The 24550-nt window shown below is 58.6% G+C and carries 24 protein-coding genes and 1 tRNA gene; 12 read left to right on the top strand and 13 right to left on the bottom strand.

Annotation, left to right across the window (positions count from 1 at the left end):
* Positions 1–11 precede the first annotated feature (11 nt).
* The 7 genes from speE to JTJ32_RS18370 all read left to right on the top strand — a co-directional run bounded on the left by speE (position 12) and on the right by JTJ32_RS18370 (position 8001).
* Positions 12–872, top strand: coding sequence for a polyamine aminopropyltransferase (speE, locus tag JTJ32_RS18400; RefSeq protein WP_099228973.1), 861 nt, complete (start codon positions 12–14; stop codon positions 870–872).
* 268 nt (positions 873–1140) lie between these two features.
* Positions 1141–3234, top strand: a complete 2094-nt coding sequence (locus tag JTJ32_RS18395; RefSeq protein ID WP_210042888.1) for an LTA synthase family protein — start codon at positions 1141–1143, stop codon at positions 3232–3234.
* 210 nt (positions 3235–3444) lie between these two features.
* Positions 3445–3681 (top strand): hypothetical protein, encoded by a 237-nt coding sequence (locus JTJ32_RS18390; RefSeq protein ID WP_099228971.1) that lies wholly within the window; start codon positions 3445–3447, stop codon positions 3679–3681.
* 239 nt (positions 3682–3920) lie between these two features.
* Positions 3921–4262 (top strand): ribonuclease E inhibitor RraB, encoded by a 342-nt coding sequence (locus JTJ32_RS18385; RefSeq protein ID WP_122419010.1) that lies wholly within the window; start codon positions 3921–3923, stop codon positions 4260–4262.
* A 530-nt stretch (positions 4263–4792) separates the two neighbouring features.
* Positions 4793–6202 carry a circularly permuted type 2 ATP-grasp protein gene (locus JTJ32_RS18380; RefSeq protein WP_099228970.1) on the top strand — a complete coding sequence of 470 codons (1410 nt, stop codon included), beginning with the start codon at positions 4793–4795 and terminating at the stop codon, positions 6200–6202.
* Positions 6203–6214: 12 nt separating this feature from the next.
* On the top strand, positions 6215–7174 hold the full coding sequence (locus JTJ32_RS18375) for an alpha-E domain-containing protein (RefSeq protein ID WP_004880946.1): 960 nt from the start codon (positions 6215–6217) through the stop codon (positions 7172–7174).
* Positions 7171–8001, top strand: a complete 831-nt coding sequence (locus tag JTJ32_RS18370; protein ID WP_210042886.1) for a transglutaminase family protein — start codon at positions 7171–7173, stop codon at positions 7999–8001. Before JTJ32_RS18375 ends, JTJ32_RS18370 begins: the two co-directional genes overlap by 4 nt.
* Positions 8002–8088: 87 nt before the next feature.
* On the opposite strand, the gene JTJ32_RS18365 is transcribed toward JTJ32_RS18370, so the two are convergent.
* Entirely contained in the window at positions 8089–8463 is a 375-nt protein-coding gene (locus JTJ32_RS18365; protein ID WP_099228968.1) for a rhodanese-like domain-containing protein, read from the bottom strand.
* Between the two features lie 686 nt (positions 8464–9149).
* Here JTJ32_RS18365 and JTJ32_RS18360 point away from each other — a divergent pair.
* A complete protein-coding gene (locus tag JTJ32_RS18360; protein WP_099228967.1) occupies positions 9150–9878 on the top strand; it encodes an amidotransferase in 729 nt (242 codons plus the stop codon).
* 82 nt (positions 9879–9960) lie between these two features.
* Here JTJ32_RS18360 and JTJ32_RS18355 read toward each other — a convergent pair whose 3' ends face one another.
* The 3 genes from JTJ32_RS18355 to JTJ32_RS18345 form a co-directional block, all read right to left on the bottom strand.
* Positions 9961–10932 carry a magnesium and cobalt transport protein CorA gene (locus tag JTJ32_RS18355; RefSeq protein ID WP_099228966.1) on the bottom strand — a complete coding sequence of 324 codons (972 nt, stop codon included), beginning with the start codon at positions 10930–10932 and terminating at the stop codon, positions 9961–9963.
* Positions 10933–11057: 125 nt separating this feature from the next.
* Complete coding sequence (locus tag JTJ32_RS18350; protein ID WP_210042884.1) at positions 11058–11747, bottom strand: crotonase/enoyl-CoA hydratase family protein; 690 nt, start codon at positions 11745–11747, stop codon at positions 11058–11060.
* 99 nt (positions 11748–11846) lie between these two features.
* Positions 11847–12140: a DUF6388 family protein gene (locus tag JTJ32_RS18345; RefSeq protein WP_099228964.1), complete on the bottom strand. Its 294-nt coding sequence runs from the start codon at positions 12138–12140 to the stop codon at positions 11847–11849.
* Positions 12141–12312: 172 nt separating this feature from the next.
* Between JTJ32_RS18345 and JTJ32_RS18340 the strand changes: the two genes are divergently transcribed.
* Complete coding sequence (locus tag JTJ32_RS18340; protein WP_099228963.1) at positions 12313–12627, top strand: EthD family reductase; 315 nt, start codon at positions 12313–12315, stop codon at positions 12625–12627.
* Positions 12628–12630: 3 nt separating this feature from the next.
* Here JTJ32_RS18340 and JTJ32_RS18335 read toward each other — a convergent pair whose 3' ends face one another.
* The gene (locus JTJ32_RS18335; RefSeq protein WP_210042997.1) at positions 12631–13038 is read right to left on the bottom strand and encodes a DUF4124 domain-containing protein; all 408 of its coding nucleotides are present in this window, start codon (positions 13036–13038) and stop codon (positions 12631–12633) included.
* A gap of 148 nt (positions 13039–13186) precedes the next feature.
* On the opposite strand from JTJ32_RS18335, the gene JTJ32_RS18330 reads away from it, so the two are divergent.
* Positions 13187–13351 (top strand): DUF6021 family protein, encoded by a 165-nt coding sequence (locus JTJ32_RS18330; protein WP_184323224.1) that lies wholly within the window; start codon positions 13187–13189, stop codon positions 13349–13351.
* A gap of 57 nt (positions 13352–13408) precedes the next feature.
* Here JTJ32_RS18330 and JTJ32_RS18325 read toward each other — a convergent pair whose 3' ends face one another.
* Positions 13409–13777, bottom strand: a complete 369-nt coding sequence (locus JTJ32_RS18325; RefSeq protein WP_099228960.1) for a c-type cytochrome — start codon at positions 13775–13777, stop codon at positions 13409–13411.
* A 157-nt stretch (positions 13778–13934) separates the two neighbouring features.
* Here JTJ32_RS18325 and fliB point away from each other — a divergent pair, with 157 nt between their 5' ends.
* A complete protein-coding gene (gene fliB / locus JTJ32_RS18320; RefSeq protein ID WP_210042882.1) occupies positions 13935–15101 on the top strand; it encodes a flagellin lysine-N-methylase in 1167 nt (388 codons plus the stop codon).
* A gap of 146 nt (positions 15102–15247) precedes the next feature.
* Here fliB and JTJ32_RS18315 read toward each other — a convergent pair whose 3' ends face one another.
* From JTJ32_RS18315 to JTJ32_RS18305, 3 genes are all read right to left on the bottom strand, one after another.
* Positions 15248–16234 carry a hypothetical protein gene (locus tag JTJ32_RS18315; protein WP_210042880.1) on the bottom strand — a complete coding sequence of 329 codons (987 nt, stop codon included), beginning with the start codon at positions 16232–16234 and terminating at the stop codon, positions 15248–15250.
* Positions 16235–16478: 244 nt separating this feature from the next.
* Positions 16479–16568 (bottom strand) — tRNA-Ser (locus tag JTJ32_RS18310).
* A 200-nt stretch (positions 16569–16768) separates the two neighbouring features.
* Positions 16769–17518 (bottom strand): 3-oxoacyl-ACP reductase family protein, encoded by a 750-nt coding sequence (locus tag JTJ32_RS18305; protein ID WP_210042879.1) that lies wholly within the window; start codon positions 17516–17518, stop codon positions 16769–16771.
* A 147-nt stretch (positions 17519–17665) separates the two neighbouring features.
* Between JTJ32_RS18305 and JTJ32_RS18300 the strand changes: the two genes are divergently transcribed.
* Entirely contained in the window at positions 17666–18223 is a 558-nt protein-coding gene (locus tag JTJ32_RS18300) for a cysteine hydrolase family protein (RefSeq protein ID WP_099228955.1), read from the top strand.
* On the opposite strand, the gene JTJ32_RS18295 is transcribed toward JTJ32_RS18300, so the two are convergent.
* From JTJ32_RS18295 to JTJ32_RS18280, 4 genes are all read right to left on the bottom strand, one after another.
* Complete coding sequence (locus JTJ32_RS18295; RefSeq protein ID WP_236059362.1) at positions 18214–18945, bottom strand: DUF3142 domain-containing protein; 732 nt, start codon at positions 18943–18945, stop codon at positions 18214–18216. The two genes, JTJ32_RS18300 and JTJ32_RS18295, sit on opposite strands and share 10 nt — an antisense overlap.
* The gene (locus JTJ32_RS18290; RefSeq protein ID WP_210042878.1) at positions 18945–21140 is read right to left on the bottom strand and encodes a tetratricopeptide repeat protein; all 2196 of its coding nucleotides are present in this window, start codon (positions 21138–21140) and stop codon (positions 18945–18947) included. Before JTJ32_RS18290 ends, JTJ32_RS18295 begins: the two co-directional genes overlap by 1 nt.
* 65 nt (positions 21141–21205) lie before the next feature.
* Positions 21206–23950 carry a DEAD/DEAH box helicase gene (locus tag JTJ32_RS18285; protein WP_210042877.1) on the bottom strand — a complete coding sequence of 915 codons (2745 nt, stop codon included), beginning with the start codon at positions 23948–23950 and terminating at the stop codon, positions 21206–21208.
* Between the two features lie 75 nt (positions 23951–24025).
* Positions 24026–24550: a CsiV family protein gene (locus JTJ32_RS18280; protein ID WP_099228951.1), complete on the bottom strand. Its 525-nt coding sequence runs from the start codon at positions 24548–24550 to the stop codon at positions 24026–24028.

The following is a 24550-nucleotide window of genomic DNA, read 5'->3' as shown; positions in this document are numbered from 1 at the left end:
GGAGCTTACCCATGAGTGATTATCAGGAAACGTTGTACGAAGGCTACGGCCAGCGCTTTCGTATCGAAAAAATGCTGCACGAAGTGCGCACCGATCACCAGCACCTGGTGATTTTCCAGAACCCGCGCATGGGTCGCGTCATGGCGCTCGACGGCGTGATTCAGACCACCGAGGCCGATGAGTTCATTTACCACGAAATGCTTACCCACGTGCCGATCCTGGCTCACGGTGCAGCCAAGCGTGTACTGATCATTGGTGGCGGCGACGGCGGCATGCTGCGTGAAGTGACCAAGCACTCGACAGTCGAGCACATCACCATGGTCGAGATTGATGGCACTGTGGTCGAGATGTGCAAGGAATTCCTGCCGACTCACTCCAATGGTGCTTTCGAGGATTCGCGTCTGAATCTGGTGATCGACGACGGCATGCGCTTCGTGGCGACCACCGAAGAGAAGTTCGATGTGATCATCTCCGACTCCACCGACCCGATAGGTCCTGGAGAAGTGCTGTTTTCGGAAAACTTCTACCAGGCCTGCCATCGCTGCCTGAACGAAGGCGGCATTCTGGTCACTCAGAACGGCACACCTTTCATGCAGCTCAGCGGTGTACAGACCACGGCCGGGCGCATGAACGGCCTGTTTGCTGACTGGCATTTCTATCAGGCTGCCATTCCGACCTACATCGGCGGAGCCATGACCTTTGCCTGGGGCGCCACCGACAAGGCGTACCGCAAGTTGCCGCTGGAAACCCTGCGTCAGCGTTTTGCAGGCAGTGGCGTTGTTACGCGCTATTACAACCCTGACGTGCACATCGGCGCGTTCGCGCTGCCGCAGTACGTGCTCAGTGCCATCAAGAAACCGAGCAACGACTGAGTCCGGCGTCCGACGTTTCAGGCCTGAGCGCCTGAAACGTCATACCTGCCGTGTGGGACGCGACACAATTTTCACACCTCTTGTCTCAGAATTGCGCGCGACGCTGAACGCGCAGATAGCCTCTGACCCTGAACAAGACGCGCTGAACGAGCCCCAAACGCCTGTCGATCAAGTACTATCTGCCCCCCTTGCAGCCTGCCGCTCACTCGATGGAGCGCCGGTGTCGCACGTCTGAACCCAACCCTGAATCCACCGGATCCTGACAACCATGGCCAAAACGGACGCCCAGATTCATCGGCAAGCCTTGTCCCGCCTGCAAAACCCGACCGTCAAATCACATCTGGCTTATACATTGCTCAGCGGCCTGGCCCTGATGGTGATGTACACGCTGCTGCGTATCGGTCTGTTGGTCTATAACCGCGAGATGATTGGCGACACACCTGCGTCGACCTTCATCGAGGCGCTGTTCAACGGCATGCGTTTCGACCTGCGTCTGACGGTCTATCTGCTGATCCCGCTGATGCTGTCGCTGTTCAGCGCTCGGGCCATGGCAGCGCGTGGCTTCTTCCGGTTCTGGCTGACCCTGGTCGGCAGCATCACGCTGTTCCTTGGCCTGATGGAAATGGACTTCTACCGTGAGTTCCATCAACGCCTGAACGGTCTGGTGTTCCAGTACGTCAAGGAAGACCCGAAGACGGTTCTGAGCATGCTTTGGTACGGCTTCCCGGTCGTGCGCTATCTGCTGGCCTGGGCCGTAGTCACCTGGCTGTTGAGTCTGGTGTTCAAAGGTATTGATCGCGTCACGCGCCCGCGCAATGCATTGTCGGGTGGCGGTGCTGGCACTCGCTCCATTGCGCCGTGGTACATGCGCACAGGTGTCTTCTTGCTGGTCTTGATCGTTGCCGTGATCTGCGCCCGTGGCACCTTGCGCCAGGGTCCGCCACTGCGTTGGGGGGATGCGTACACCACTGAATCGAATTTCGCCAACCAACTGGGCCTCAACGGTACGCTGACCTTGATCACGGCTGCCAAGAGCCGCATGTCCGAGGATCGCGATAACGTCTGGAAAGCCACGCTGCCTCAGGCCGATGCGCAACAGACCGTGCGCGAGATGCTGCTGACGTCCCATGACAAGCTGGTTGAGCCGGACATTGCTGCAGTACGTCGTGATTTCACGCCGCCTGCGGAAAACACCCTGCCGATCCGTAACGTCGTGGTGATCCTCATGGAGAGCTTCGCCGGTCACTCGGTCGGTGCGCTGGGCAGCGATGCCAATATCACGCCGAACTTCGACAGGCTGTCCAAGGAAGGCCTGCTGTTCGATCACTTCTTCTCCAACGGCACTCACACCCATCAGGGTATGTTCGCCACCATGGCCTGCTTCCCGAACCTGCCAGGTTTCGAATACCTGATGCAGACGCCAGAGGGCAGCCACAAGCTGTCGGGCCTGCCGCAGCTGTTGAGCACGGGTCGCAACTACGACGACGTCTACGTCTACAACGGCAACTTTGCCTGGGACAACCAGTCGGGCTTCTTCAGCAATCAGGGCATGACCAACTTTGTCGGCCGCGAGGACTTCGTCAATCCGGTGTTCTCCGATCCGACGTGGGGCGTTTCCGACCAGGACATGTTTGACCGCGGCGCCCAGGAGCTGAAGGCGCGTCAGGACGGCAAACCGTTCTATGCCCTCCTGCAGACGCTGTCCAACCACACGCCTTATGCCTTGCCGGAAAACCTGCCGGTCGAGCGTGTGACTGGCCATGGTTCGCTGGACGAGCATTTGACGGCCATGCGTTATTCCGACTGGGCGCTGGGCCAGTTCTTCGAGAAGGCCAAAAAAGAGCCTTACTTCAAGAACACCCTGTTCGTCGTATTGGGTGACCACGGCTTTGGCAACAACCGTCAACTGACCGAAATGGACCTCGGCCGCTTCAATGTGCCGCTGTTGTTGATCGGCCCGGGCGTGCAGGAAAAGTTCGGCCAGCGCAGCAGCACTGTCGGCACTCAGGTGGACGTCGTACCGACCATCATGGGCCGTCTGGGTGGTCAGACGCGTAATCAGTGCTGGGGACGCGATCTGCTCAACCTGCCGGAAGGCGACAAGGGCTTTGGCGTGATCAAGCCGTCGGGCAGCGAGCAGGTGGTGGCAATCATCAGCGGCAACCGTATTTTGATCGAACCGACCGAAATGCCGGCCAAGCTGCTGACGTACACGCTGGGCGCCACGCCGCACGCGGAAGAAGTACCCAACGCTCCGGACACCGAGGAACTCAAGCGTAAGCTGGAAAGCTTCCTGCAAACCGCGACCAAGAGCCTGCTGGACAACACCGCAGGCGTGGAAGCCAGCAAGAATAGAAACTGACCGCTGTCGTCTTTGCCCGATGTGAATGGGGCAAGACGCGCAGTTGACCGTTTCAGCAACGAAGAAGGCCCTCGGCATCCACTGCGAGGGCCTTTTTGGTTATCCGTTTGAGTCCGTTTTCCGCACGCAATCCATTGGAACGAATGGACGCGGCGAAAGGTCCAGAGTAGGTAAGTCAGAGTACCTGGCTTGCTTATTCTGGAGGCATTGATGAAACAGTGGGCCATTTTGTATCTGGACAAGGATGGTGTGCAGCAACGTCGTGAGGTGCAGTGGCAGGAACGCCCCAGCGAAGAGGATGCTGCACGTCTGTTGCGCAGGGACTTGTATCCCGTCACGGATGAGTTGGATCTCAATGACCTGGAAGGTCGAACCGATGAGCCGACCGTCAAGACACTCAAGGACCATAACAGTGTCCAGATCATTTCCATTACAGAAACGAACTGAGCCATCTGAAAAAAATCTTGATGCGCCAATCACTTGGCAATGGCCCCCTGATGGGTCTACTCTGCAAATGAGGCCGTGAAGACGGCCTCTGACACAGGTCCATCCCCGGCCTGTTCAAGGTCCGGTCAGCGACATGCTTGATTCCCCACGTCGGAGTAACTGCCGTGCGGTGGCCTTCTTTTCGATGGTCACTCGGGAAGCGTTGAAACTCTATCTATCGTTGCATAGGAGGACGTTTCATGAGCACAGCCTATCAAGAGGACATCAGCAGTAACGTACTGCGCCGCATGAAAGAAGGCGGTTTTGACTTCGCACGAATTCATCCCATCGAGTTCTATGCCATTTTTCCCGACGAGGAACGGGCGCGGCAGGCTGCAGACAAATTTCGTGGTGAGTCCCTTAATACACAGATCAATGTGCGCGACGACGGTGCCTGGCACCTGCAATTGAGCAAGGTGATGTACGCCACCTACGACGGTATCGGTGACTTTGAACAAGACTTTCAAATGGCCATTTCGCCAATGGACGGGGAGGTTGAAGGGTGGGGTGTGAAACAGGAGATCAGAAGGCTGCACGCCTGATCCGCTGCAACTGAATTTAAACATGTGGGCTGACCGGCCGACCTGGAGAAACCTGCCGGGGCGGCCGGTTCTGTTTTCAGGGGGCATTCGATCTGGCGCAGGAGCTGTTCACGGGCAGCTCGCTCGCCAGGGCGGCGTAAAGTCCGAAGCTGTTATCAGTGCGCAAAAAAAAGCCACTCAAGAGAGTGGCTCAAAGGGAAGTTCAGTCGGGAGCACATGACGGTGCGTGGTACTCGCCGGGAAATGGGGTCAAGGGCAAAAGTGACGTTTGATGCCCTGTTTGCTCGGTTGCTGGCGATTGTGGCGAACTAATATCGTGTTCGGAAATCAACTCTGACTATGCTGCTCATAGATTTCGCGACGCAAAGACGCTTCCGAATGACGCATGAAAGAGGTAGCTGGGGCGTTTGGCGCACAGGAATGGTGCGCAGCCTGCAGGATTTATATCTAACGTATTGATATTGAAGCGTTTATGCCGGTGGCACGGGCCTTGCGAAGCTTAAGGTGTCCATGGTGACAAGGAGTACGGCATGATCCGCACCTTTTATGACGAGATGTACGATGCTGGCGGTCTGGTCCGTCCGCACTATCGGGAATTCGCCCGCTGGCTGGGCGATACGCCCCCTGAGCTTCTGGCTCAACGCAGGCGTGAAGCCGATCTGCTGTTTCATCGCGCCGGGATCACGTTCACGCTCTATGGTGATGAGCAGGGCACCGAGCGGCTGATTCCGTTCGATACCATTCCCCGCAGCATTCCGGCCAGCGAATGGCGGGTTGTGGAGCGAGGCTGCATTCAGCGCGTCAAGGCGCTGAACATGTTTCTTGCCGACCTTTATCATGACCAACGCATCATCAAGGCCGGGATCATTCCTGCCGAACAGGTGCTGGCCAACGAGCAATATCAGCTGGCGATGCAGGGTCTGAATCTGCACCGCGACCTGTATTCGCACATCTCCGGCGTCGACCTGGTCCGTGATGGCGATGGCACCTATTACGTGCTCGAGGACAACCTGCGCACGCCCAGCGGCGTGAGCTACATGCTCGAAGACCGCAAGATGATGATGCGCCTGTTCCCCGAGCTGTTTGCGGCACAGCGCATTGCGCCCATCGATCATTACCCGAACCTGCTGCTGGACACGCTCAAAAGCTCCAGTCCACTGGATAACCCGAGTGTGGTGGTGCTGACGCCCGGGCGCTTCAACAGTGCGTTCTTCGAACATGCTTTCCTGGCCCGCGAGATGGGGGTCGAGCTGGTCGAGGGTGCCGATCTGTTCGTGCGTGATGATCGCGTCTTCATGCGCACCACCGATGGCCCCAAGGCCGTGGATGTGATCTACCGTCGTCTGGACGATGCATTCCTCGATCCGCTGGCCTTCAATCCTGATTCGATGCTGGGCGTGCCCGGTCTGCTGGCGGCGTATCGCTCTGGCAACGTGGTGCTGGCCAACGCCATCGGAACTGGCGTCGCGGACGACAAGTCGGTGTATCCGTACGTCACCGACATGATTCGTTTCTATCTGGACGAAGAGCCGATCCTCAAGAACGTACCGACCTGGCAATGCCGCAAGCCCGAAGAGCTGTCCCATGTGCTGGCCAACCTGAAGGACCTTGTTGTCAAGGAAACCCAGGGTTCCGGCGGGTACGGGATGCTGGTCGGACCTGCCGCCACGGCCGCCGAGATCGAAGCCTTCCGGGTGCGTCTCAAAGCCAAGCCGCATGCGTACATCGCTCAACCGACACTGTGCCTTTCGACCTGTCCGACGTTTGTTGAGAACGGCATCGCCCCGCGCCATATCGATTTGCGCCCCTTTGTTCTGTCCGGTCGTGAAACCCGCGTTGTGCCCGGCGGCCTCACCCGAGTGGCCTTGCGTGAAGGCTCGCTGGTGGTGAATTCGTCTCAGGGTGGCGGAACCAAAGACACCTGGGTGGTCGAGGATTAAGGATGCCTGCCAATGTTAAGTAGAACTGCCTCGGATCTTTTCTGGATGTCGCGTTACCTGGAGCGAGCGGAGAACCTCGCCCGCATGCTGGACGTGAGCTATTCGCTGTCGTTGATGCCTCAGGACGGGCGAGGCGACGGGCTGGATGAAATAGCCATGCCGTTGTTGATCACCGGCACGCTGGAAACCTATATCGAGCGGCACGGCGAGTTGCACGCCGAGCGCATGCTGCATTTCTTCGCTCTGGATGCGAGCAACCCTGCCAGTATCTATAGCTGTCTGGGTGCGGCCCGTGCCAGTGCCCACGCTGTACGCGGCCGGATCACTGCCGACATGTGGGAGAACATCAACTCCACCTGGCTGGAAATCCGTGGCATTGCCCAACAGGGCCTGACGCGTTACGGCATGAGCCGTTTCTGTGAGTGGGTCAAGGAACGTTCGCACCTGTTTCGCGGCGCGACCTACGGCACCATCATGCGCAACGACGCATTCCGCTTCATTCGTCTCGGAACCTTCATCGAGCGCGCTGACAACACCATGCGCATGCTCGACGCGCGTTATGAAATGCTTGAACTGCGTGGTCCTCAGGCCAACGCCGCCGCTGACAATTCCGCCGCCGGTTATTACCAGTGGAGCGCGTTGTTACGTGCGTTGTCGTCGTTCGAGGCGTATACCGAGGTTTATCGCGACGCACCGGGTGCCCGCCAGGTTGCCGAACTGTTGCTGTTGCGCGCTGACATTCCGCGCTCGTTGCGTGCCTGTCTGGAAGAGATGGACCTGATTCTTGCCAGTCTGCCCGGTGTCAACGGCCGGCCTGCCCAGCGTATGGCGGCCGAGATGGATGCTCGTTTGCGCTACACCAGTATCGACGAGATCCTGGATGAAGGTCTGCATGAATGGCTCAACGAATTCATTCCGATGCTCGCCCAATTGGGTGATGCTATCCACACTTCGTACCTGGAGGCTGCATGAGACTCTCAATTAGCCACGAAACCACCTATCACTATGATGATCAGGTGCGTTCCAGTATCCAGTACCTGCGCCTGACCCCTCACGACAGCGAGCGCCAGAAAGTGCTCAGCTGGCAATTGACGCTGCCACGCGAAGCGCGTGCACAAGTCGATCCGTTCGGCAATATTCTGCACGTCCTGAGCCTTGAAGAGCCCCATGAATCGATCATCATCGGCGCGCGCGGGCAGGTCGAAATCGACGCGTCCTGTGAAGCCGAACACGAAACCCAGTCACCGCTGCCGTTCCTGCGCGTGACGCGCCTGACCGAGCCGGATGAGGCCATTCGCAGCTTCGCGGCCGCGCAATGCGGCAAGCGTGTCGACCGCACTGCGTTGATTGATCTGATGCAGGCGTTGAATCAGCACATGACGTACACGCAGGGTGCGACGGAGGTCGATACCAGCGCGGCTAAAGCGTTCGCCGGACGCTCCGGCGTTTGTCAGGACCATACTCATGCCTTTCTGGCCTGCGCCCGGACTCTGGGCGTGCCGGCGCGTTATGTTTCGGGTTACCTGTGCAGCGAAGACAGCGATCATCTGTCCAGCCATGCATGGGCCGAAGCCTGGATTGATGACGCGTGGTACAGCTTCGACGTAACCAATCAACTGGCCATTCCCGAGCGTCATTTGAAACTGGCAGTGGGTCTGGACTATCTCGATGCGTGTCCGGTACGCGGGATGCGTCGTGGAGGCGGGGCAGAGCAGATGCACGCCAAGGTAGTGGTGTCGCCGATGGTGAGTGCGCCCAAAACCAAGGCCAGAGCTCAAGGTCAGACACAACATCAATGATTCCGAATACCTGATCCTGATATCAGGCCGTACACTCACCACGGTGCACGGCCTGATGTTCAAGCGGGTTATTCACGCATGTGAATATTATTCCGCCGGGTCATCCGTAATGTCATACAACGCGTTGTGCAACTCTTCATAGTTGCCGCCATTGATCACACTGTAATAACCCGCCTTCATCAGCTTGTCCTGCGCTTTACTGGCTTTTTCATTGGAACTGCTGAAAATGACGAACACAGCGTTCCTGTCATTGAGCACCAGCTTCATCTGGTTCACCAGGCGTACCTGATCGACGCGTACGGCGTTCAGTACAGTGCCGGCGTCGTAATCGGTCTGGCTGCGCACATCCATTGCCAGCTTGCCTTCCTTCAACGCCGCAACGGCTGCAGCCTGATCCACTTCGCCCGCCTGTACGGCAAGGCTGCCTGTCAGGGCAACGAACAACGCGATCCATTGGCGCATGGGCCTTTCTCCCTTCATTCGAGTGGGAAGAGTGGCATAGTTGCGCGCAGTTCGATAGCGCAAGTTGACTAGCCGAACAGTCGATTCAGGTTCGGCAGGATCAATAAAAGAGTGGTGGCGAAGACGATAAGACCCGCCTGACGTACTTTCGAATGTTTAAACATGGCTGACTGCCTTTTGTTGTTATTCCCGAGCGACAAAAGCTGACCGGTACATGAGCGGTAATGCGGCAGCTGGCAAAGGTGCAGGCCTTGAACAGGCGGGTTCGATCAAATGACCGCAACCTGACGCAGAACAGTTTTTTTATTGCGCCGTCCTGTTACAGACTTAACCTTAGAGGTCCCGTGCCCAGCGCTTTAGATCGGTTGGGAATTTAAACGGGCATTTTTCAATTAATTGGTTATCAGTGCGGGAGTCGTTCGGCTTACAGCCCTTAACTAGACACCTCAGGCCCGATGACGGGCTTGCTACCGTTCGTCCGGGTCGGAAAGCTCTTACATTCTCTGTTTAAGAGGTTATAGCTGTTTGTTTGCAGAGGGCGGTAGGCGTAGACATTTTCTGTCTTCGCGCGTGGCTGTACCGTTTCAGTTGTAGTCAGGTCTGCGAAGCGCCGCTTGATTTGCAGGGGCCGTCAAGGCAGGCTGCTCGCTTGCGCTGTCGCCCACTACCGTTTCAGGTCCTTTTATATGCCGTTACGCATCTGCATTCTGGAAACCGACATTTTGCGCCCGGAACTGGTCGAGCAGTATCAGGGCTACGGACACATGTTCGAGCTGCTGTTCGCTCGTCAGCCGATTGCCGCAGAGTTTGAAGTCTATAACGTGATGCAGGGCATTTATCCTCCCGAAGACGACAGCTTCGACGCCTATCTGGTGACCGGCAGCAAGGCCGATTCGTTTGGCAGCGATCCGTGGATTCAGGTGTTGAAAGCGTACCTGCTCAAGTTGTATGAGCGCGGCGACAAGCTCTTGGGTGTCTGCTTCGGTCATCAGTTGCTGGCGCTATTGCTGGGCGGCAAGACCGAGCGCGCCGTTCAAGGCTGGGGCGTGGGCATTCATCATTACCAACTGGCACCCGCCGCGCCCTGGATGACGCCAGCCGTGGACAAGCTGACGCTGCTGATCAGTCATCAGGATCAGGTCACCACCTTGCCCGACAACGCCACCGTGATTGCTTCAAGCGACTTCTGCCCGTTTGCGGCCTACCACATCAACCATCAGGTGCTGTGTTTCCAGGGGCACCCCGAGTTCATTCACGATTACTCGCGGACCCTGCTCGACATCCGCCAGGAGTCGCTGGGTGAGCAGATCTATCAAAAGGGCGTGGCCAGTCTCGATCACGACCACCACGGCGTGACAGTAGCCGAATGGATGATGCGATTCGTGGCGCACAAGCCGGATGCGGCGGCGGTGTAAGCTGAGTTCTTTCAGCAAATGAAGGACCGCGGGAGGCCTCACCATGCCTCCCACGTCAATATCCGAGCATTGACCTTCAGTGTTACAGCCAACCCGACCGTTTGAAACTTGCAAACAGCGCAGAACATCCTCCGACGATCACGCCCAGCACAATGAAGTAACCGTAGTGCCAGGTCAGCTCGGGCATGTTCTCGAAGTTCATGCCGTAAATGCCTGCAATCGCCGTCGGAAAGGCCAGAATGGCTGCCCAGCCGGCAAACTTGCGCTGCACGATGCTTTGTCGTGAGGACTCCAGCAGCAGGCCGATCTCGATGGTCTGGCTGGCGATGTCGCACAGGTTGCCCAGGTCTTCCATCTGCCGTTTGACGTGAATCTCGACATCGCGAAAGTAAGGCCGCATGTTTTTGTCGATGAAGGGGAAGCTAAGCTTCTGCAGCTCTTCGCCTACTTCCACCATTGGCGCCACATAACGCCGCATTCTCAGCAGATCCCGACGCAACGCGTGAATGTGCTGAATATCCGCTTCGCGCAACGACCCACCCAGGACGTTCTGCTCCAGCACTTCCAGTTCAGCGTGAATAGCTTCGGTGACCGGCTGATAGTTCTCGGTCACGAAGTCCAGCAAGGCATACAGCACAAAGTCTTCACCGTGTTCCAGCAGCAGCGGCCGTGCTTCGCAACGCTGGCGCACCAATCCATATGACTTGGAGTGGCCATTGCGGGATGTGATGACATAGCCCTTGCCTGCGAAAATATGGGTTTCGATGAACAGCAACTTGCCATTGTCGCGTACCGGGGCGTAAGTCACGATGAACAGCGCATCGCCGAAGGTCTCCAGCTTCGGGCGGCTGTGAACTTCCATCGCATCTTCCAGCGCCAGTTCGTGCAGGTTGAACTGTTCCTTCAGGCTGGTCAGTTCCTGGGCATTGGGTTGCTCCAGCCCGATCCAGACAAAGTGACCGGGCTTGGCGGCCCAGGCTGCGCCTTCGTCCAGTGTGATATCGGTAACTTTTTTGCCTTTGCTGTAAACCGCGGCTGCAACAACTCGGCCCATGGTGCTATCGCTTCTTCAATGTGGCTGTGGCGCAAGAGGGAATGCGCAGTAGCTGATCAGATTGATCAAACGCGGATGAGTTCGCCGGCAAACTAAAGCCCGCAGTCGCGGGCTTGTCGGTGGCCTCAAATAAAACTCTTCTTGTCCAGTTCGATGGCCGCGTCCAGGGTGTCCAGAAACGCTTTTCGGGTCTTGAGCTTAGTCTTCCCGTGGGCGTTCATGTTGATCTTCTTCAGCTGCGTGGCAACCGTGCGTGCTGTCTCGGACAAGGCTTCGACGCTGACCACCTGATCCAGAAAGCCCGCCTGCATGGCACCTTCAGGGTTGAAGATTTCGGCGTTGATCACCGAGCGATTGAATGCCGATTTGCGCAGGCGATCACGGGCCAGCTCGATCCCGGCGTGGTGCATGGTCATGCCGATCTGCACTTCGTTCAGGCCGATATTGAAGGGCCCTTCGACACCGATACGATAATCGGCCGACAACAGCAGAAACGCGCCCTTGGCGATGGCATGGCCAGGGCACGCGACAATGATGGGGAAGGGGTGCGACAGCATGCGTCGGGCCAGAGTCGAGCCCTGCGTGACCAGACTGCTGGCCGCTTCGGGGCTGGACGTCATGACTTTCAAGTCGTAGCCACCCGAGAGAATGCCGGGCTGACCGGTCACGATCACCACCGCCCGATCCTTTTCGGATTGATCCAGTGCGGCATTGAGCGCGGCGATGACGTCCGGGGAAATGGCGTTGACCTTGCCATTGTTCAAGGTCAGCGTGGCGATGCCATCGTCCAGGTGGTACGAGACCAGATCACTCATGACGCGATTCCTTTTTATTGAGGTGAGCAGACGTTACGCACCCGCGCTGGACAGGTAAAGCGCTGACTGGCGGGTCACTCATTTTTGCTGAAACACCGGTTACACCTGAATATCGTTAAGCTCGCAGTACTCGTCCCAGTCCATGCCCAGCGCCTCGGCAACTTGCGCATGGGCTTCCAGACGCATCTGTTTGAGCTGTTCCGGTGATTCGGCGATCAGCTCCAGCGCCAGTTCCCATGGCTCGATCCCCTGGCTTTCAGCTTCATCTTCGAAGGCCCACTGAAGCTGCTGCTTCTGTTCGGCCACGCTGAGCTGGCTGATCTCATCTTTCAGCGTGGGGTGGGTCGAGAGGTATTTCGCCAGGGCGGCTTCGTTCCACTCAAGAGCGTTCATGCGGTGTTCCTCGATCTGGCTGGGCGGCCGTAACCCGTTGCATCGCAGGCCGGCCAAACGGCGTGATTGTGCGGGAAGGGAGAAATACCTGCCAGTGGTGTCATAACACTTTGCCGTGTGTATCGCGGTAGAGTGCCAACGCAATTTTACCTGCCAACTGGAGAATATCGACATGATCAAAGTCAGCGTGCTGTATCCCTACAAGGAAGGCGCCCGGTTCGACCACGACTACTATCGCGACCAGCACATGCCGCTGGTGCAGTCCCTGATGGGCGAGCACTGCAAACGCTACAGCGTGGACAAGGGGCTGGGCGGTGCAACGCCAGGTTCCACGCCGGTCTACATCGGCATGTGCCACATCTACTGCGATTCGATTGAGGCATTCCAGGCTGGCATGGGGCCGCATCAGGAGCGGATCGATGCCGACATCATCAACTACACAGACCTGATTCCAGTCGTGCAGATCAGTGAGGTCAGGGCTGAGTAAGGCTCAATGGCCAAGTCCGGGTTTTGCGAATGAAGCGCCGCCCGACGGATCAAAACATTGACTGTCATAGCGTGGACTCTGACATTGCGAGGGCACGCCTGGCGGCGGTAGATGACTTCTTTGAAAAGCTTTATAGCTTTCCGTTTCGTACACATTGACCTTGGCGCGGCCGCTGACTTGCAGGTATTCAGTGGCCTTCAGATTGACCTTGTGGGCATGGTCGACGGGTTCGCCCTGACGCAGCATTTTCGGCGGACCGGGTCGTTGAATCGCAGTCTCTGCCGCGCCCTCGCAGGGGATGGCCGCGTAGCTCACATGGCCCTGCGCCGACGTGCATTTGAAGATCTCGCTGTGCGCCATGCCTGAACCCGCCGCCGCTGTGATCGCGAGCAGCATTGAAAGCCTTTTCATCGTCATCCTCCGTGAGTGGCGCAAGGCTACCAGCCCTTGTGCGCGGCGCAAAGTGTTCGTGGCAGCTCCGTTCGTCAGTCCCGTCGCACGCCTGAGCCAATCAAGCCTCTGAAGAACAGGTTGTATGTTTAACCCTATGGAGGCGTCTATGACTGGCAACAAGCCAAGTGACAACAGTACCGACAAACCGGATTTCAATACCGAATCACCGGATGCCGGCGATCCGCAAGTTGACCCGGTCAAGCCCGCGAAAACGCCTGCCAAGGAGCACGGCACCCAGGACGATTACCCGCCCTACGAATCTGACAAATAAGCCGACAGAACAAGTACTGGCCCCCGAAGCGATTCGGGGGCTTTTCATTTCAGGGGGTCATTTGTTTGCGTCGAGGTATTCCAGCAGGTCTTCCATACGCTGGTCGTTACCCATCCACCACAGCTTCATGCGCGTGCCGGGTACGACGTCCCCCGGATCCTTGATGTAGGTGGTGAGTTGCTCGCGGGTCCAGGTGATGCCTGAGTTTTTCATCGCGTCCGTGTACACATAGTCAGGATGCTGGCCTGCCTTGCTTCCGATGATGCCGTTGAGTGGTGGGCCAAAGGCGCTGCGGGCACCGGGTCCGATCTTGTGGCAGCCTGAGCAGAGACGGGTGAATACCGCCTTCCCGGCTTCTGCATCGCCAGCCCCTTGAGCCGTCGCGTGTATCGCCAGCGCGAGCAGGAATAACGCAGTCTTTTTCATCGATCTCCCATCGCGGGTCTGCACAGCCAGATGTTCAAGCGGTGCATGCTAACGCAGTCATTGTTGCGCTGAAACCTCCGGCCATTCAGAGCATGCGGCATGGAACCAGTTGCCCGGCCTGACCACCCATTGCCATCTCATCGTCCAGGACACGATCATGGCTCAGCAGGCTGTCAGCACTTTTCAGTTCGTCAAAGAATTCTCATGCCTTGCCGAGCGTTGCGAGGACAACTGTTGCAAGGTCTGGCCGGTATCGGTAGGGCCCAGGACCGTAGAACTCTGGGATCAGAAACTGCCCCAGTTGCTTAACCTGATAGTCAAGGATGACGGCGGCACCTGGATGAAAAAGACCGACGGCGACTGCGTGGCGTTCGACAACGGGCGCTGCTCCGTTCATGCGACCCACGGCGAAGATGCGCTTTCCGACACCTGCCGAATCTATCCGCGCATGTACCGGCGTATCAACGGCGCGCTGACCGGATCGGCCAGTATGAGCTGTCCCGAAATCGTGCGGCTGGTTCTCAAAAGTGCGACACCCTTTGCGCCAGCGCAGGTCACGGTGGAAGACAGGACGCTTTCTGCGTATCCGGACAAGGATTTCCCAGGCATCGATGCGGAGCAGCGCGCCGCTGTCGTTCAGCAACTGAACGAGCTGGTGCTTCAGAGCCAGCAGACCACCCGTCACGCTTTGCTGAGGGTGCTGGACCTGGCGCTAAAGCTGGAAAACATTGCCTGTGAGGACTGGTTTTACGCACTGCCCGGGCTGATCATGGATTACCAGACGCCTGCCGGCTCGGGCGAGGCGCCGAATGTCGATCCGGTCATGGTGGTGTTGATCCAGATGCTCAACGGGCCAGGCGTGACAGAGGCGATGCGCGAGCAGGTCATCCGCTCGGTTGACGTCACGCCGGCCCAAGGTGATCAGCCTCAGGGCATGCGGCTTAAAACCGAGTTTCTGGACCTGGCCGGCGGGCAGGCCGGGCAGACCCTGGAGCCTGTCTTGAAACGCTTTGTCTGCGCCGAGATGTCCCGCACCGGCTTTCCATTCATCTCGACCACCGCGTATGGCCAGGACTACGGCACAAGCCTGAGTCAGTGGGCATGCACACTGGCGCTGCGGACTCTGGCCTTGCGCTGTCTGCTGCTGGTGCACTGCGATCCGGTCACCCGGCAAGCGCCCGATGAGCAAGCGATTGTCGACCTGGTCTACCGCTTCTGTCGCAGCGCCAACCACAGCGTGGCGACGGGCGCAGAGCTGTTCTTCAGGCAGAAACTGGGTGAGCAGGGCCTGGGATTCCTGCGGGTGCTGACTGACCTGGCTTGATTTATCAGAATGCCCCCAGTCTGATTCCTGAAAAGCTCTCGCACCCGGCTGGGTGACGAGGGTTCATGACCTGCAGGCCCCACAGTGCCACGGCGTTCTGCCGTTAAAATCGAAAGCCCCTGCTATTCAGGGGCTTCGTTCAATATTCATGGGCGCAGGCTGGAACCACGACGATTCAAGCCGAGGCGCTCACAGCCCAGAATGATTCCCGTACAAACCATGCCCGCCAGCATGCCTGTAAATGCGAAAAATACCGCGCCTTCCAGGAAGGACTTCGGCAAGGCATGATCGCCTGCCGACAACATCGCGTGCATGGCATGGACAAGGTTTTCCAGGGTAAAGCACAGCCAAATCAGCAACCCGGTGACAATACCTCCCGCGATGTAACGCAGCGGCGTCTTCAGATAGCGCTCGATAAACCACAAGACTGGCCAGCCAGCGAGCATGCTCAGAAATGCCCCGACCAGACATGCCATAACAAATGCCGACAGACCGATGTCGGGACCGGAGAAAGCCAGTATTGTGGTCGTCCCCAGTGTCAGTGCGCCGGACAGCGGCACGGCATACAGAGCAGCGCGCTTCGTCGGGTGGCTCTGGTTATCGCTCTTGCACAATATTTGAATGCCGTAGATCGTGGCTGAAAAGAGTAATCCGAGAGCGATGCCACGACCTATGGCCAGTGGCAGGCTGTTGAGTGAGGCGCCAGCCAGCACCCATGCGGCCAGAGCTTGAATCAGCGCGTTGAACAGGTAGCGGCCCTTGGCGTTGTTACCTTTGGCCTCGCTGCGCAGCCATAACGGAATGCCCAGGACAACCCCGATGAAGCAGCCGTAGAGAAAACCCGGCATCAGGTTTTCTCCATTCCAGACTTCGGTTATCGCGCGGGTGATCGCAAACACGATGCCAGCACACAACGGCACAGCGGCCAGGCATAGCGCCTGCCCATGTCTTTCAGGTCTCAAACCGTTTTCCTTGAGTTCTGCGTCGGTTGCATGGTTTGACGCGGCTCCGTGTCGAGCATTGATACCGGATGTTCCTGTAGCGTATACCGCTAGCCGTCCAACGCTGTGCATGACCCACAGATGAGTAAATGAAACCAGGCTTGCCAAAATACATCGCAGGCACCCAGGCATCTTCTACTCGTCTTCCCATTCGAGCTGGAGCTGGGTTTCGATCACCAGACAGCAGTGCCAGAAGCTCTATAATAACGAGAAAAGCGTCTGCGCACTTTTTGCCTAGCCCGAGCCTATCGCCCAGCAGGTCTGTTATCTCACCAATGTACCCGCTGATGACGGCGTCGGTTTGCAGGAAAACCATGCGCAAACGAAAAAGCCCCGACGTTCGCAGGGAAGGTCGGGGCTTTTCGTGTATCGAATATGGCGGTGAAGGAGGGATTCGAACCCTCGATACAATTTCTTGTATACACACTTTCCAGGCGTGCTCCTTAAGCCACTCGGACACCTCACCGTATCTCGCTGACAACGTTGTGTCTGTCGAGGCGCGCTAATGTAGTCGAAAGCTTTTCGGAACGCAAAACTTTTTTTCAGAATTTTCATGCGGTTAAGCAGAAAAACGCGGTCTGTCCGCTGAAAGGTCTGCGCAGGCTGGCTGGCTCCGGGGTTTATGAGAAGGCCGGGCCGGCCAGTCGTGTCGTTCGATGGCTGCGCTCAGGCGCCGAAGCCTCCGTCGATGGTCAGGCTGGCGCCGGTGATGTAACCCGCTTCGGGGCCGGCGAGGTAGGCGACGAAGCTGGCGATTTCCTCGCTCTTGCCGTAACGCGGGATCGCCATCATGGCTTTGAGGCTTTCAGCGAATTCGCCGTGCGCGGGGTTCATGTCGGTGTCGACCGGGCCGGGCTGGACGTTGTTCACGGTGATGCCTTGCGGGCCGAGGTCGCGTGCCAGGCCTTTGGTCAGGCCGACCAGAGCTGATTTGCTCATGGCGTACGTCGCACCGCCAGCAAACGGCATGCGGTCGGCGTTGGTGCTGCCGATGTTGATGATGCGTCCGCCTTCGCCCATGTGGCGGGCGGCTTCCTGGCTGGCGATGAACACGCTGCGCACATTGATGGCCAGGGTTCGGTCAAAGTCCTGCACGGTGAATTCGTTCAGTGGGGCAATGGCCAGCACGCCTGCGTTGTTGACCAGAATATCCAGCCCGCCGAGGTTTTCAGCTGCGGTTTGAATCGCCTGGCGGATGGCTTTTTCATCGGCGCTGTCGGCCAGAATGGCCAGTGCGCGGCCACCATTGGCGGTGATGCTGCCCTGAATCTCCAGCGCAGCTTCTTCGGAGCTGACATAGGTGAAGGCCACGGCGGCGCCTTCCTTGGCCAGGCGCTGGACAATGGCTGCGCCGATACCACGAGAGCCGCCTTGAACGAAGGCGACTTTTCCGGCGAGGTTCGGATGCTGAATCATGGTGTTCTCCAATGTTTGAGGCGACGGAAAGTGGATGTGCGTAGACAGCGTAGTCGCAATAAGCTGTCTGGCGGCTGATACCGCACTGGAACCGAGCGCAGGTTAGGACTACTGTCGCAAGCTCGAATTTCAAGGAAATCAACCCTGATGGACGTTCATCCCGATAGCGCGCTGATCCTGATCGACATGCAACAGGGCATCAATCACCCTAAACTGGGGCGGCGCAACAACCCGCAGGCCGAAGAGCGCATGTCCGAGTTGCTGTCAGCATGGCGGGAAGCCGGTCGTCCGGTATTTCACGTCAGGCATTTCTCTACGTCGCCTTCTTCGGTGTTCTGGCCCGAGCAGTCCGGCGTGGAATATCAGCCAGCCTTTGCGCCGCACGCGGACGAGCGGGAACTGAGCAAGCAAGTGCCTGATGCCTTTTGCGGATCGTTTCTGGAAATGTGGCTGCGTTCCGACGGGATCAGGCAGGTGGTGATCGCAGGCGTTGTCACCAACAACTCGGTGGAATCCACTGCGCGCAGCGGCGGCAATCTGGGGTTCGAAGTGATTGTTGCGCACGACGCCTGTTTTACCTTCGATCAGGCAGACTTTTTCGGAACGCCGCGAAGTGCCGAAGAGGTGCACGCCATGTCACTGGCCAATCTGCACGGCGAATACGCCACGGTACTGTCCACAGCGCAGATTCTCTCTCAGCGCTGAGTCGAGGGATTCTGCAGGAAAACCACGTAACCCTTGAACCATGGGCTATCGCTCAGATAGCCCGGTGCCTGCCAGTCACCGCCTTGAATCAGGCCGACCTTGAACGGCAGGCCGAGACGACCGAGGCGGGGCAGGTACGCAGCGTAATCCGGGATGCTGTGGCGACCCTGATAGGTCTGCACCACCACTTCGTCCACCACGCCTTTCAGCTCGCCGATAGCGGTGATGTCGGCATTGCTGCTCCAGTCCATCAGGCCGGTGATGCTCAATCGATAGTCTTCAGGCAGGCGCTTGCGCAGGTCGCGGAGGAAATCTACGTACTCGTTCAGGTAGCGGGTACGGGCGTCGAAGTCGATCTGGATGCCGATCACTCGGGTGCCGGATGCCTTCCAGCGCTGAGCCTGACCAAGCAGTTGCCGGTAGACAGACTCCGGCCAGCGCAAGGTGTGAGCGCGGTAGACCAGCCACACGTGCTCCTGCGGCAAGCGCGTGACCGAGATGCCTTGCGCAATGAAGCTGACACGTTGCTGCGGATCGCGGCGCGAAGTGCTGACCTGGCCTTGCAGCACATACAGGGTTTTTGCCTGATCCATCACTGGCTGCGGCCTGACGCCCGCCCACAGCCAGAACGCATCGTACTCTTCAGCCTTGACCCCAGCGTCTGCCTGCCCGAACGTCAAAAGACAAAGCAGGGCCAGGCAGTGCTGGAGCCTTGGGCGCATCACCAATAGTACTGCTGGGTCTGGCCCCATTGGGTGCTGGCGAAGTCCTTTTTCAACTGGCGGAACCAGCCCTTGCGCACAGAGGGTTCGACTTCCTTGCCGCCGCAGGTGTTATAACCCGAAGGGCCGTAGCAGTTGACCGCTCGAAAGAGCGCGTAAGCCTTTTCGTCACGCGGCGCCTTCGGGTTACCGATGACGGCCTTGTAGCCTTCCAGTCGTGAAAACACTTCACCGCTGAAGCCTGGTGCGCTGCCGCCCAGAGTATCGGCGTTGCGCTTGCTGTCCAGCGGCATGCCGTCCAGGCTGTTGGCCCGGATAAACTCGCCCATGCAGTTCAGCGCTTTGGGGTCCTTGGCATTGAGATTCAGCGCGGCGGCCGTCTGCACGACAGCGGGGCAGGTGTAGTCGGATTCGGCTTTGCTCCCCGGCCATTGAAACAGGCTCAGCGAGGGACCTTTTTCATAGGTGTAGCCCAAGGCGTAACCCAGATTATCTTCCGGCAGTTTTTCCGGGAGACGTTTCAGGTCTTCGGCAAAATCTGCGTATCGGCTGCGCATCAGGTCTTTGTACAGCAGGACGAACAGCGCTGTGTTGCGCTCGGTCTCGGTCAGGCCTTGAGTCGTCTGCCTGCGCAGCAGGTCGGCATCGGCAACACGGCTGAGCAATATATAACGCACTTTGGCGGAGCGAATCGGCGAGTCGGCGGCGAACACGCTGGAGAGCTGTTCGTCGCGTTCGAAACTCATGGCCAGCGCCAGTTCCAGTTGTTCGCGTTGCAGCGGCTGAGTGGCGCGGGGCAGCATTTCCAGCCACAGCGTCTGTGCACCCTTGAAATCCTGGCGAGTCTGCAACGCCAGACCCCGCAGCAGATGCTGGCTGAACGTCAGGTAGTCTAAGTGCTCGGGCAGCTCTTTAGGCAGGTGTTCAAGGGCCTGGTCCGGGTTATCGAGGACATACAGCGCAAGTGCGCCTTGCAGATAGCGATAGAGCTCAGGTTGCTCGGCAAACAACGGTTCCTGAGTTTTCAGACCGGCTTCGCTCAATCTGGGGCTGGATGTTTCGCGCATGCGGATCAGATCGGTGACCGCCAACATCCAGGGTGTGCGCAGGTTTTGTCTGTCGCTGCCCAATACGGCCCGGTCCATCTCGATAACGATTGGCTCAAGGTCAGCCGACGCTTTGCCTTGCTGTTCAAGCTGCCAGGCATAATCCTCGGCCAGTTTCACGTCATCGCCCGCCAGCCAGTGCACCCGCCGCAAAAGCCCTTGGGCCGAATCTGCGTAATCACCGTCGGGATAGCTGTCCAGATACCGTTTGAACGAGGTTTCGACGTCTGCGAGCGCGGCTTTGTCGACCTTGTCGCGCTGCAGTTGGCTGTATTCGTCGAACACGTCCTCCTGAGCGCTGTTCAGTTTCGTACGGGCAGTCATGTACACGGCGGTTTGCTTGAGCCAGGGTTGTGGGCTGTCCGACAGCGCGGTGAAGCCTGTCAGTGCTTCATCGAAATTGCCGTTGTAGAAGGCACTGGCGGCGCGCAGGTACGTGGCGAACGCCTTGCCGGTAACGGATTCGAGCGCTTTCGGTTGCAGTGCTTCCCGTGTGTCTGCGTCCCAGGTGCAGGCACCCAGCATCTGCATGCGGCTCTCTGCCAGTGCCTTGCGTTCGGTATCGGTCAAGTCTTTGCTGGCCAGCACCTCGCTGATAAATGACTGGGCATTTTCATCGGAGTTGCTGCGACAGCGACTCCCTTCGCCGGACAGGAACTCATCACCTGCCGCCGGAGTAACGGCGCGCGTCAGTCCGAGCTTTTCGAGCATCGCTGTCAGTGGTGATTGCGCCGCCGCAGGTGTTGGCTCGCCGGGCCTTACGTCCTCAACGTTATCTGCAGCCATTGCCAGGTCAGTCGTGCCGAAGCGAAACAGCGAGAACGGCACTGCGCCAAAACCCTCGTCCCGCTCCAGATTTTTCTCGCCTGACAACTGGAACGTGTTCAGCCCCTGGTCGGCCAGCAGCAGGCGCAGATTCACCTCGCTGTCATTGCCCGGGCTCAGGAATGGCAGGTTGCTGCACGCATCCAGATTCTCCTTGAGCACCGTCCAGGATGGGTAGCAGGAATCGTCGCCACTGGCATTGGCCTGATTGAGAAGGGCAGAGCCCACCATGACCGCTGTAACGGTCAGCAACCGGGTACGCATGAGAAGTCCTTTAGTCGAGGGTGCGAGCGCTGCCGATAGTAGCTCAGCGCCTGCATCCTGGGCTGTTATTTTCTGGACTTCTTGGGGGCTGCAGGAAGAGGGGCGAACAGGGCCTGCAGGTCTTCGTCGCGCAGCTTCCAGTCGCCGCTGGCCCGACCATCGAGTACGCCCGCCGCCAAGGCGGATTTCTCACGTTGGAGGCGCTGGATTTTCTCCTCCACCGTGCCGCGCGCGATCATTTTGTAGACGAACACCGGCTTGTCCTGACCAATGCGATAAGCACGGTCGGTGGCCTGGTTTTCGGCTGCCGGGTTCCACCACGGATCGTAGTGAATCACGGTGTCGGCGGCGGTGAGGTTCAGGCCGGTACCGCCTGCCTTGAGGCTGATCAGAAAGATCGGCAGCTTGCCGCTCTGGAAATCGTGGATCGGCGTACGTCGGTCACGGGTCGAGCCGGTGAGCAGGGCATAGGGGATGCCGCGCTGCTTCAGTTCGGCCTCGATCAGGCTAAGCATCGAGGTGAACTGCGAGAACAGCAGGATCTTGCGTCCTTCGGCCAGCAGTTCATCGAACATTTCCATCAGGCTGTTGAGCTTGCCCGACGTACCTTGCTTGCTGTTGACCGGCATGTCCGGGTTGACCAGCCGCAGGTCGCAGCACACCTGACGCAGCTTGAGCAGCGCTTCGAGAATGATGATCTGGCTGCGGGCCACGCCCTTGCGGGTGATTTCGTCCCGGACCTTCTTGTCCATCGCCAGGCGCACGGTTTCATACACGTCGCGCTGGGCGTCGTTGAGGTCGACCCAGTGAATGATTTCGGTCTTGGGCGGCAGTTCGGTGGCAACCTGTTCCTTGGTACGGCGCAGCAGGAACGGTTTGATGCGCGCATTCAGGTGCTGCAGGCGATCCTGACTGCCGTGCTTCTCGATGGCGGTGCGGTAGTTGCTGTTGAACTCCTTGCTGTTGCCCAGCCAGCCGGGCATCAGGAAGTGGAACAGCGACCACAGCTCGCCCAGGTGGTTTTCCAGCGGCGTACCGCTCAGGCACAACCGCTGGCGGGCGTTGAGGTCACGTGCCGCCTGCGCGGCCTTGCTGTTGGGGTTCTTGATGTACTGGGCTTCGTCAAGAATCAGCAGGTGGAACGACTGCGATTTCAGCAATTCAAGGTCGCGGGGCAGCAAGGCGTACGTGGTCAGGATCAGGTCGTAGTCCTGCAGGTTGCTGGCGTCCTGATGACGATTGGCGCCATACAGCGCCAGCACCTTGAGGTCTGGCGTGAAATGCTCGGACTCGTCCAGCCAGTTGGGGATCAGGCTGGTCGGCATCACTGCCAGCGCCGGACGATCCAGGCGTCCGGCCTGTTTCTCCATCAACAGGTGCGCCAGCGTCTGCAGGGTCTTGCCCAGCCCCATGTCGTCAGCCAGCACACCACCGACTTCCAGTTCGCGCAGTGACTGCATCCAGCTCAGGCCTTCCAGCTGATAAGGCCGCAAGGTGGCGTTCAGGCCATCGGGGACTGCGACCGGTGCGTCCTTGATGTTGATCAGGCGCTCGGCGAAATGCCGCAGTCGGTCGCCGCCCTGCCAGGTCAGCGGCAGGTCTTCGAGTTGTGTCAGTCTGGCCGCGTCGGCCCTGCTCATGCGCAGCGCGTTGTTGCCTTCCTGACGCCAGTAGAAATCACCGAGCGTCGCCAGCACCGGCTTGAGTCGGCCATACGGCAGGGCGATCTGCACGGGGCTGCCGCCGCTTTGTGTGAAATGGTTCAGTTGCACCAACAGTTGTTCTTCGTCGCCGCGCTTGGCAACCGCCGAAGGGCTCATCAGTTCGGGATGACTGCGGATCAGATTGATCAGGATCGGCAGCAGGCTAAGGCGTTCGCCGTTGACGATGATGCCCAGTTCCAGATCGAACCAGTCGCGCTCGTTTTCCTCATCGATGACCGCGTACCAGTCTTCCACGGGCGTGACGTCGAAGCCGAACTCGTCCTGAATCTCGATTTCCCAGCCTTGTTCGCGAAGTCTTGGCAGATCGTCGAGCACGAAATGCAGCCAGGCCTTGTCGTTCGGCAACTCGTACATGTCGCCCGCGCTGTCGGGCAGGGCCTTGCTCTGCCGCGTGGAAACCTTGAAGCCCAGGTCAGTCAGTTGCTGGCGAAGCTGGCGTTCCTGTTCACCCTGGCGGCGGATGCGCAGGGTTTCGGTCTCGGTGTGTTCAATGATGTCGCTTTTCTGGTTTACCAGATCGCTGCCCAGCGAACTCACCAGAATGCTGACGTTGGTCGTGCCGACCGCGTAGTGCTTGCCGTAGGCGAAGGCCAGTGCGGCGCGATGCTGAATGTGCCGCTGCATGCGTCCGTTGCGCGGTTCGTAGGCGCTGAACTCGATGCTGGCCAGAATCAGTCGTGGCTTGGGCTGCAGGTTATCGACCAGTCGCTCGGGCAGTTTTGGCTTCTGCTCGATCTGCGCCTGGATATCGCGTTCATGGGTATTCAGCGCGGCCTGCAGCAGCGGCTGGTTGGTCGGGTCCTGGAGGAAGTACATGGCCGCGACACAGTGCTTGCAGTCGTTGCGCACCGGGCAGGTGCATTTGCAGGTCAGGTAATTGCGGTAGCGATCCGGATCCTTGAACAGCAGCGTCTGGGTGTAGATCTCCAGCGCCGAGCCTCGGCAGGCGGTGCGGATGATCTGAGGGCTGGAGTCTTCCAGCACGATGCGTTTCTGCCGGGCATAGTCGCGCCCGCGCTCAAGCGTTCGATCAGTGAACAGGTCTGTCCAGGCCGAGGCGAGGACTTTTTCGAGAATGGACGACAAGTTAAAAAAAGCCCTACGCCGCAGCGATGCTCAAAAAGAAAGGGAGCACGCCTGTGCTCCTTGAATATGTAACGATCAAAGTGGAGAGACTTTGATCAGCAGCGCCAGATTGCCGTTGTCCAGATAATTCAGCCCGCCGTTCTTGACCCTGGCAGTCTGCTTCAGGCGCTCGCTGCTCAGGACCACGCCATGCGGGTCCAGCTGGTTGACCCAGAACTGCGCATCGATGTCAGTGAAGCGATCCATCGCCAGGCTCACCGTCCCCTCGATGGGGAAGTGGCCAAGCTGTTCTTTACCGCTTGCGACGGCAATTTTAACGGGCTCAGTGCCAATCGTCTGCTGCCAGGCGCGCTGCATCAGCACCTCGTAGTTGCCACTGCCCTGCAATTTGGCGACCAGATCGCTGAGCGCCGGACTGCGCTCATCGGCGGCGGTGATCTTCTGCGCGTCGGCGTCCCAGTTTTCGGGCGCCAGCTGGCGTGTAGCCGCTGGCTCGCCGCTCTGGCGGAACAGGATCAGCTCTACCTGATAGGTGCCCTCGGCAAAGGCGCCTGGCGCGACGAGCACCAGCAGCAGGGACAATGAGCGAAACAGACGCAT

This window comes from Pseudomonas alliivorans, assembly GCF_017826695.1.
Lineage (GTDB): Bacteria > Pseudomonadota > Gammaproteobacteria > Pseudomonadales > Pseudomonadaceae > Aquipseudomonas > Aquipseudomonas alliivorans.
Note: the sequence above shows the minus strand (reverse complement) of the source record. Positions and strands in the feature narration are given on the sequence as shown.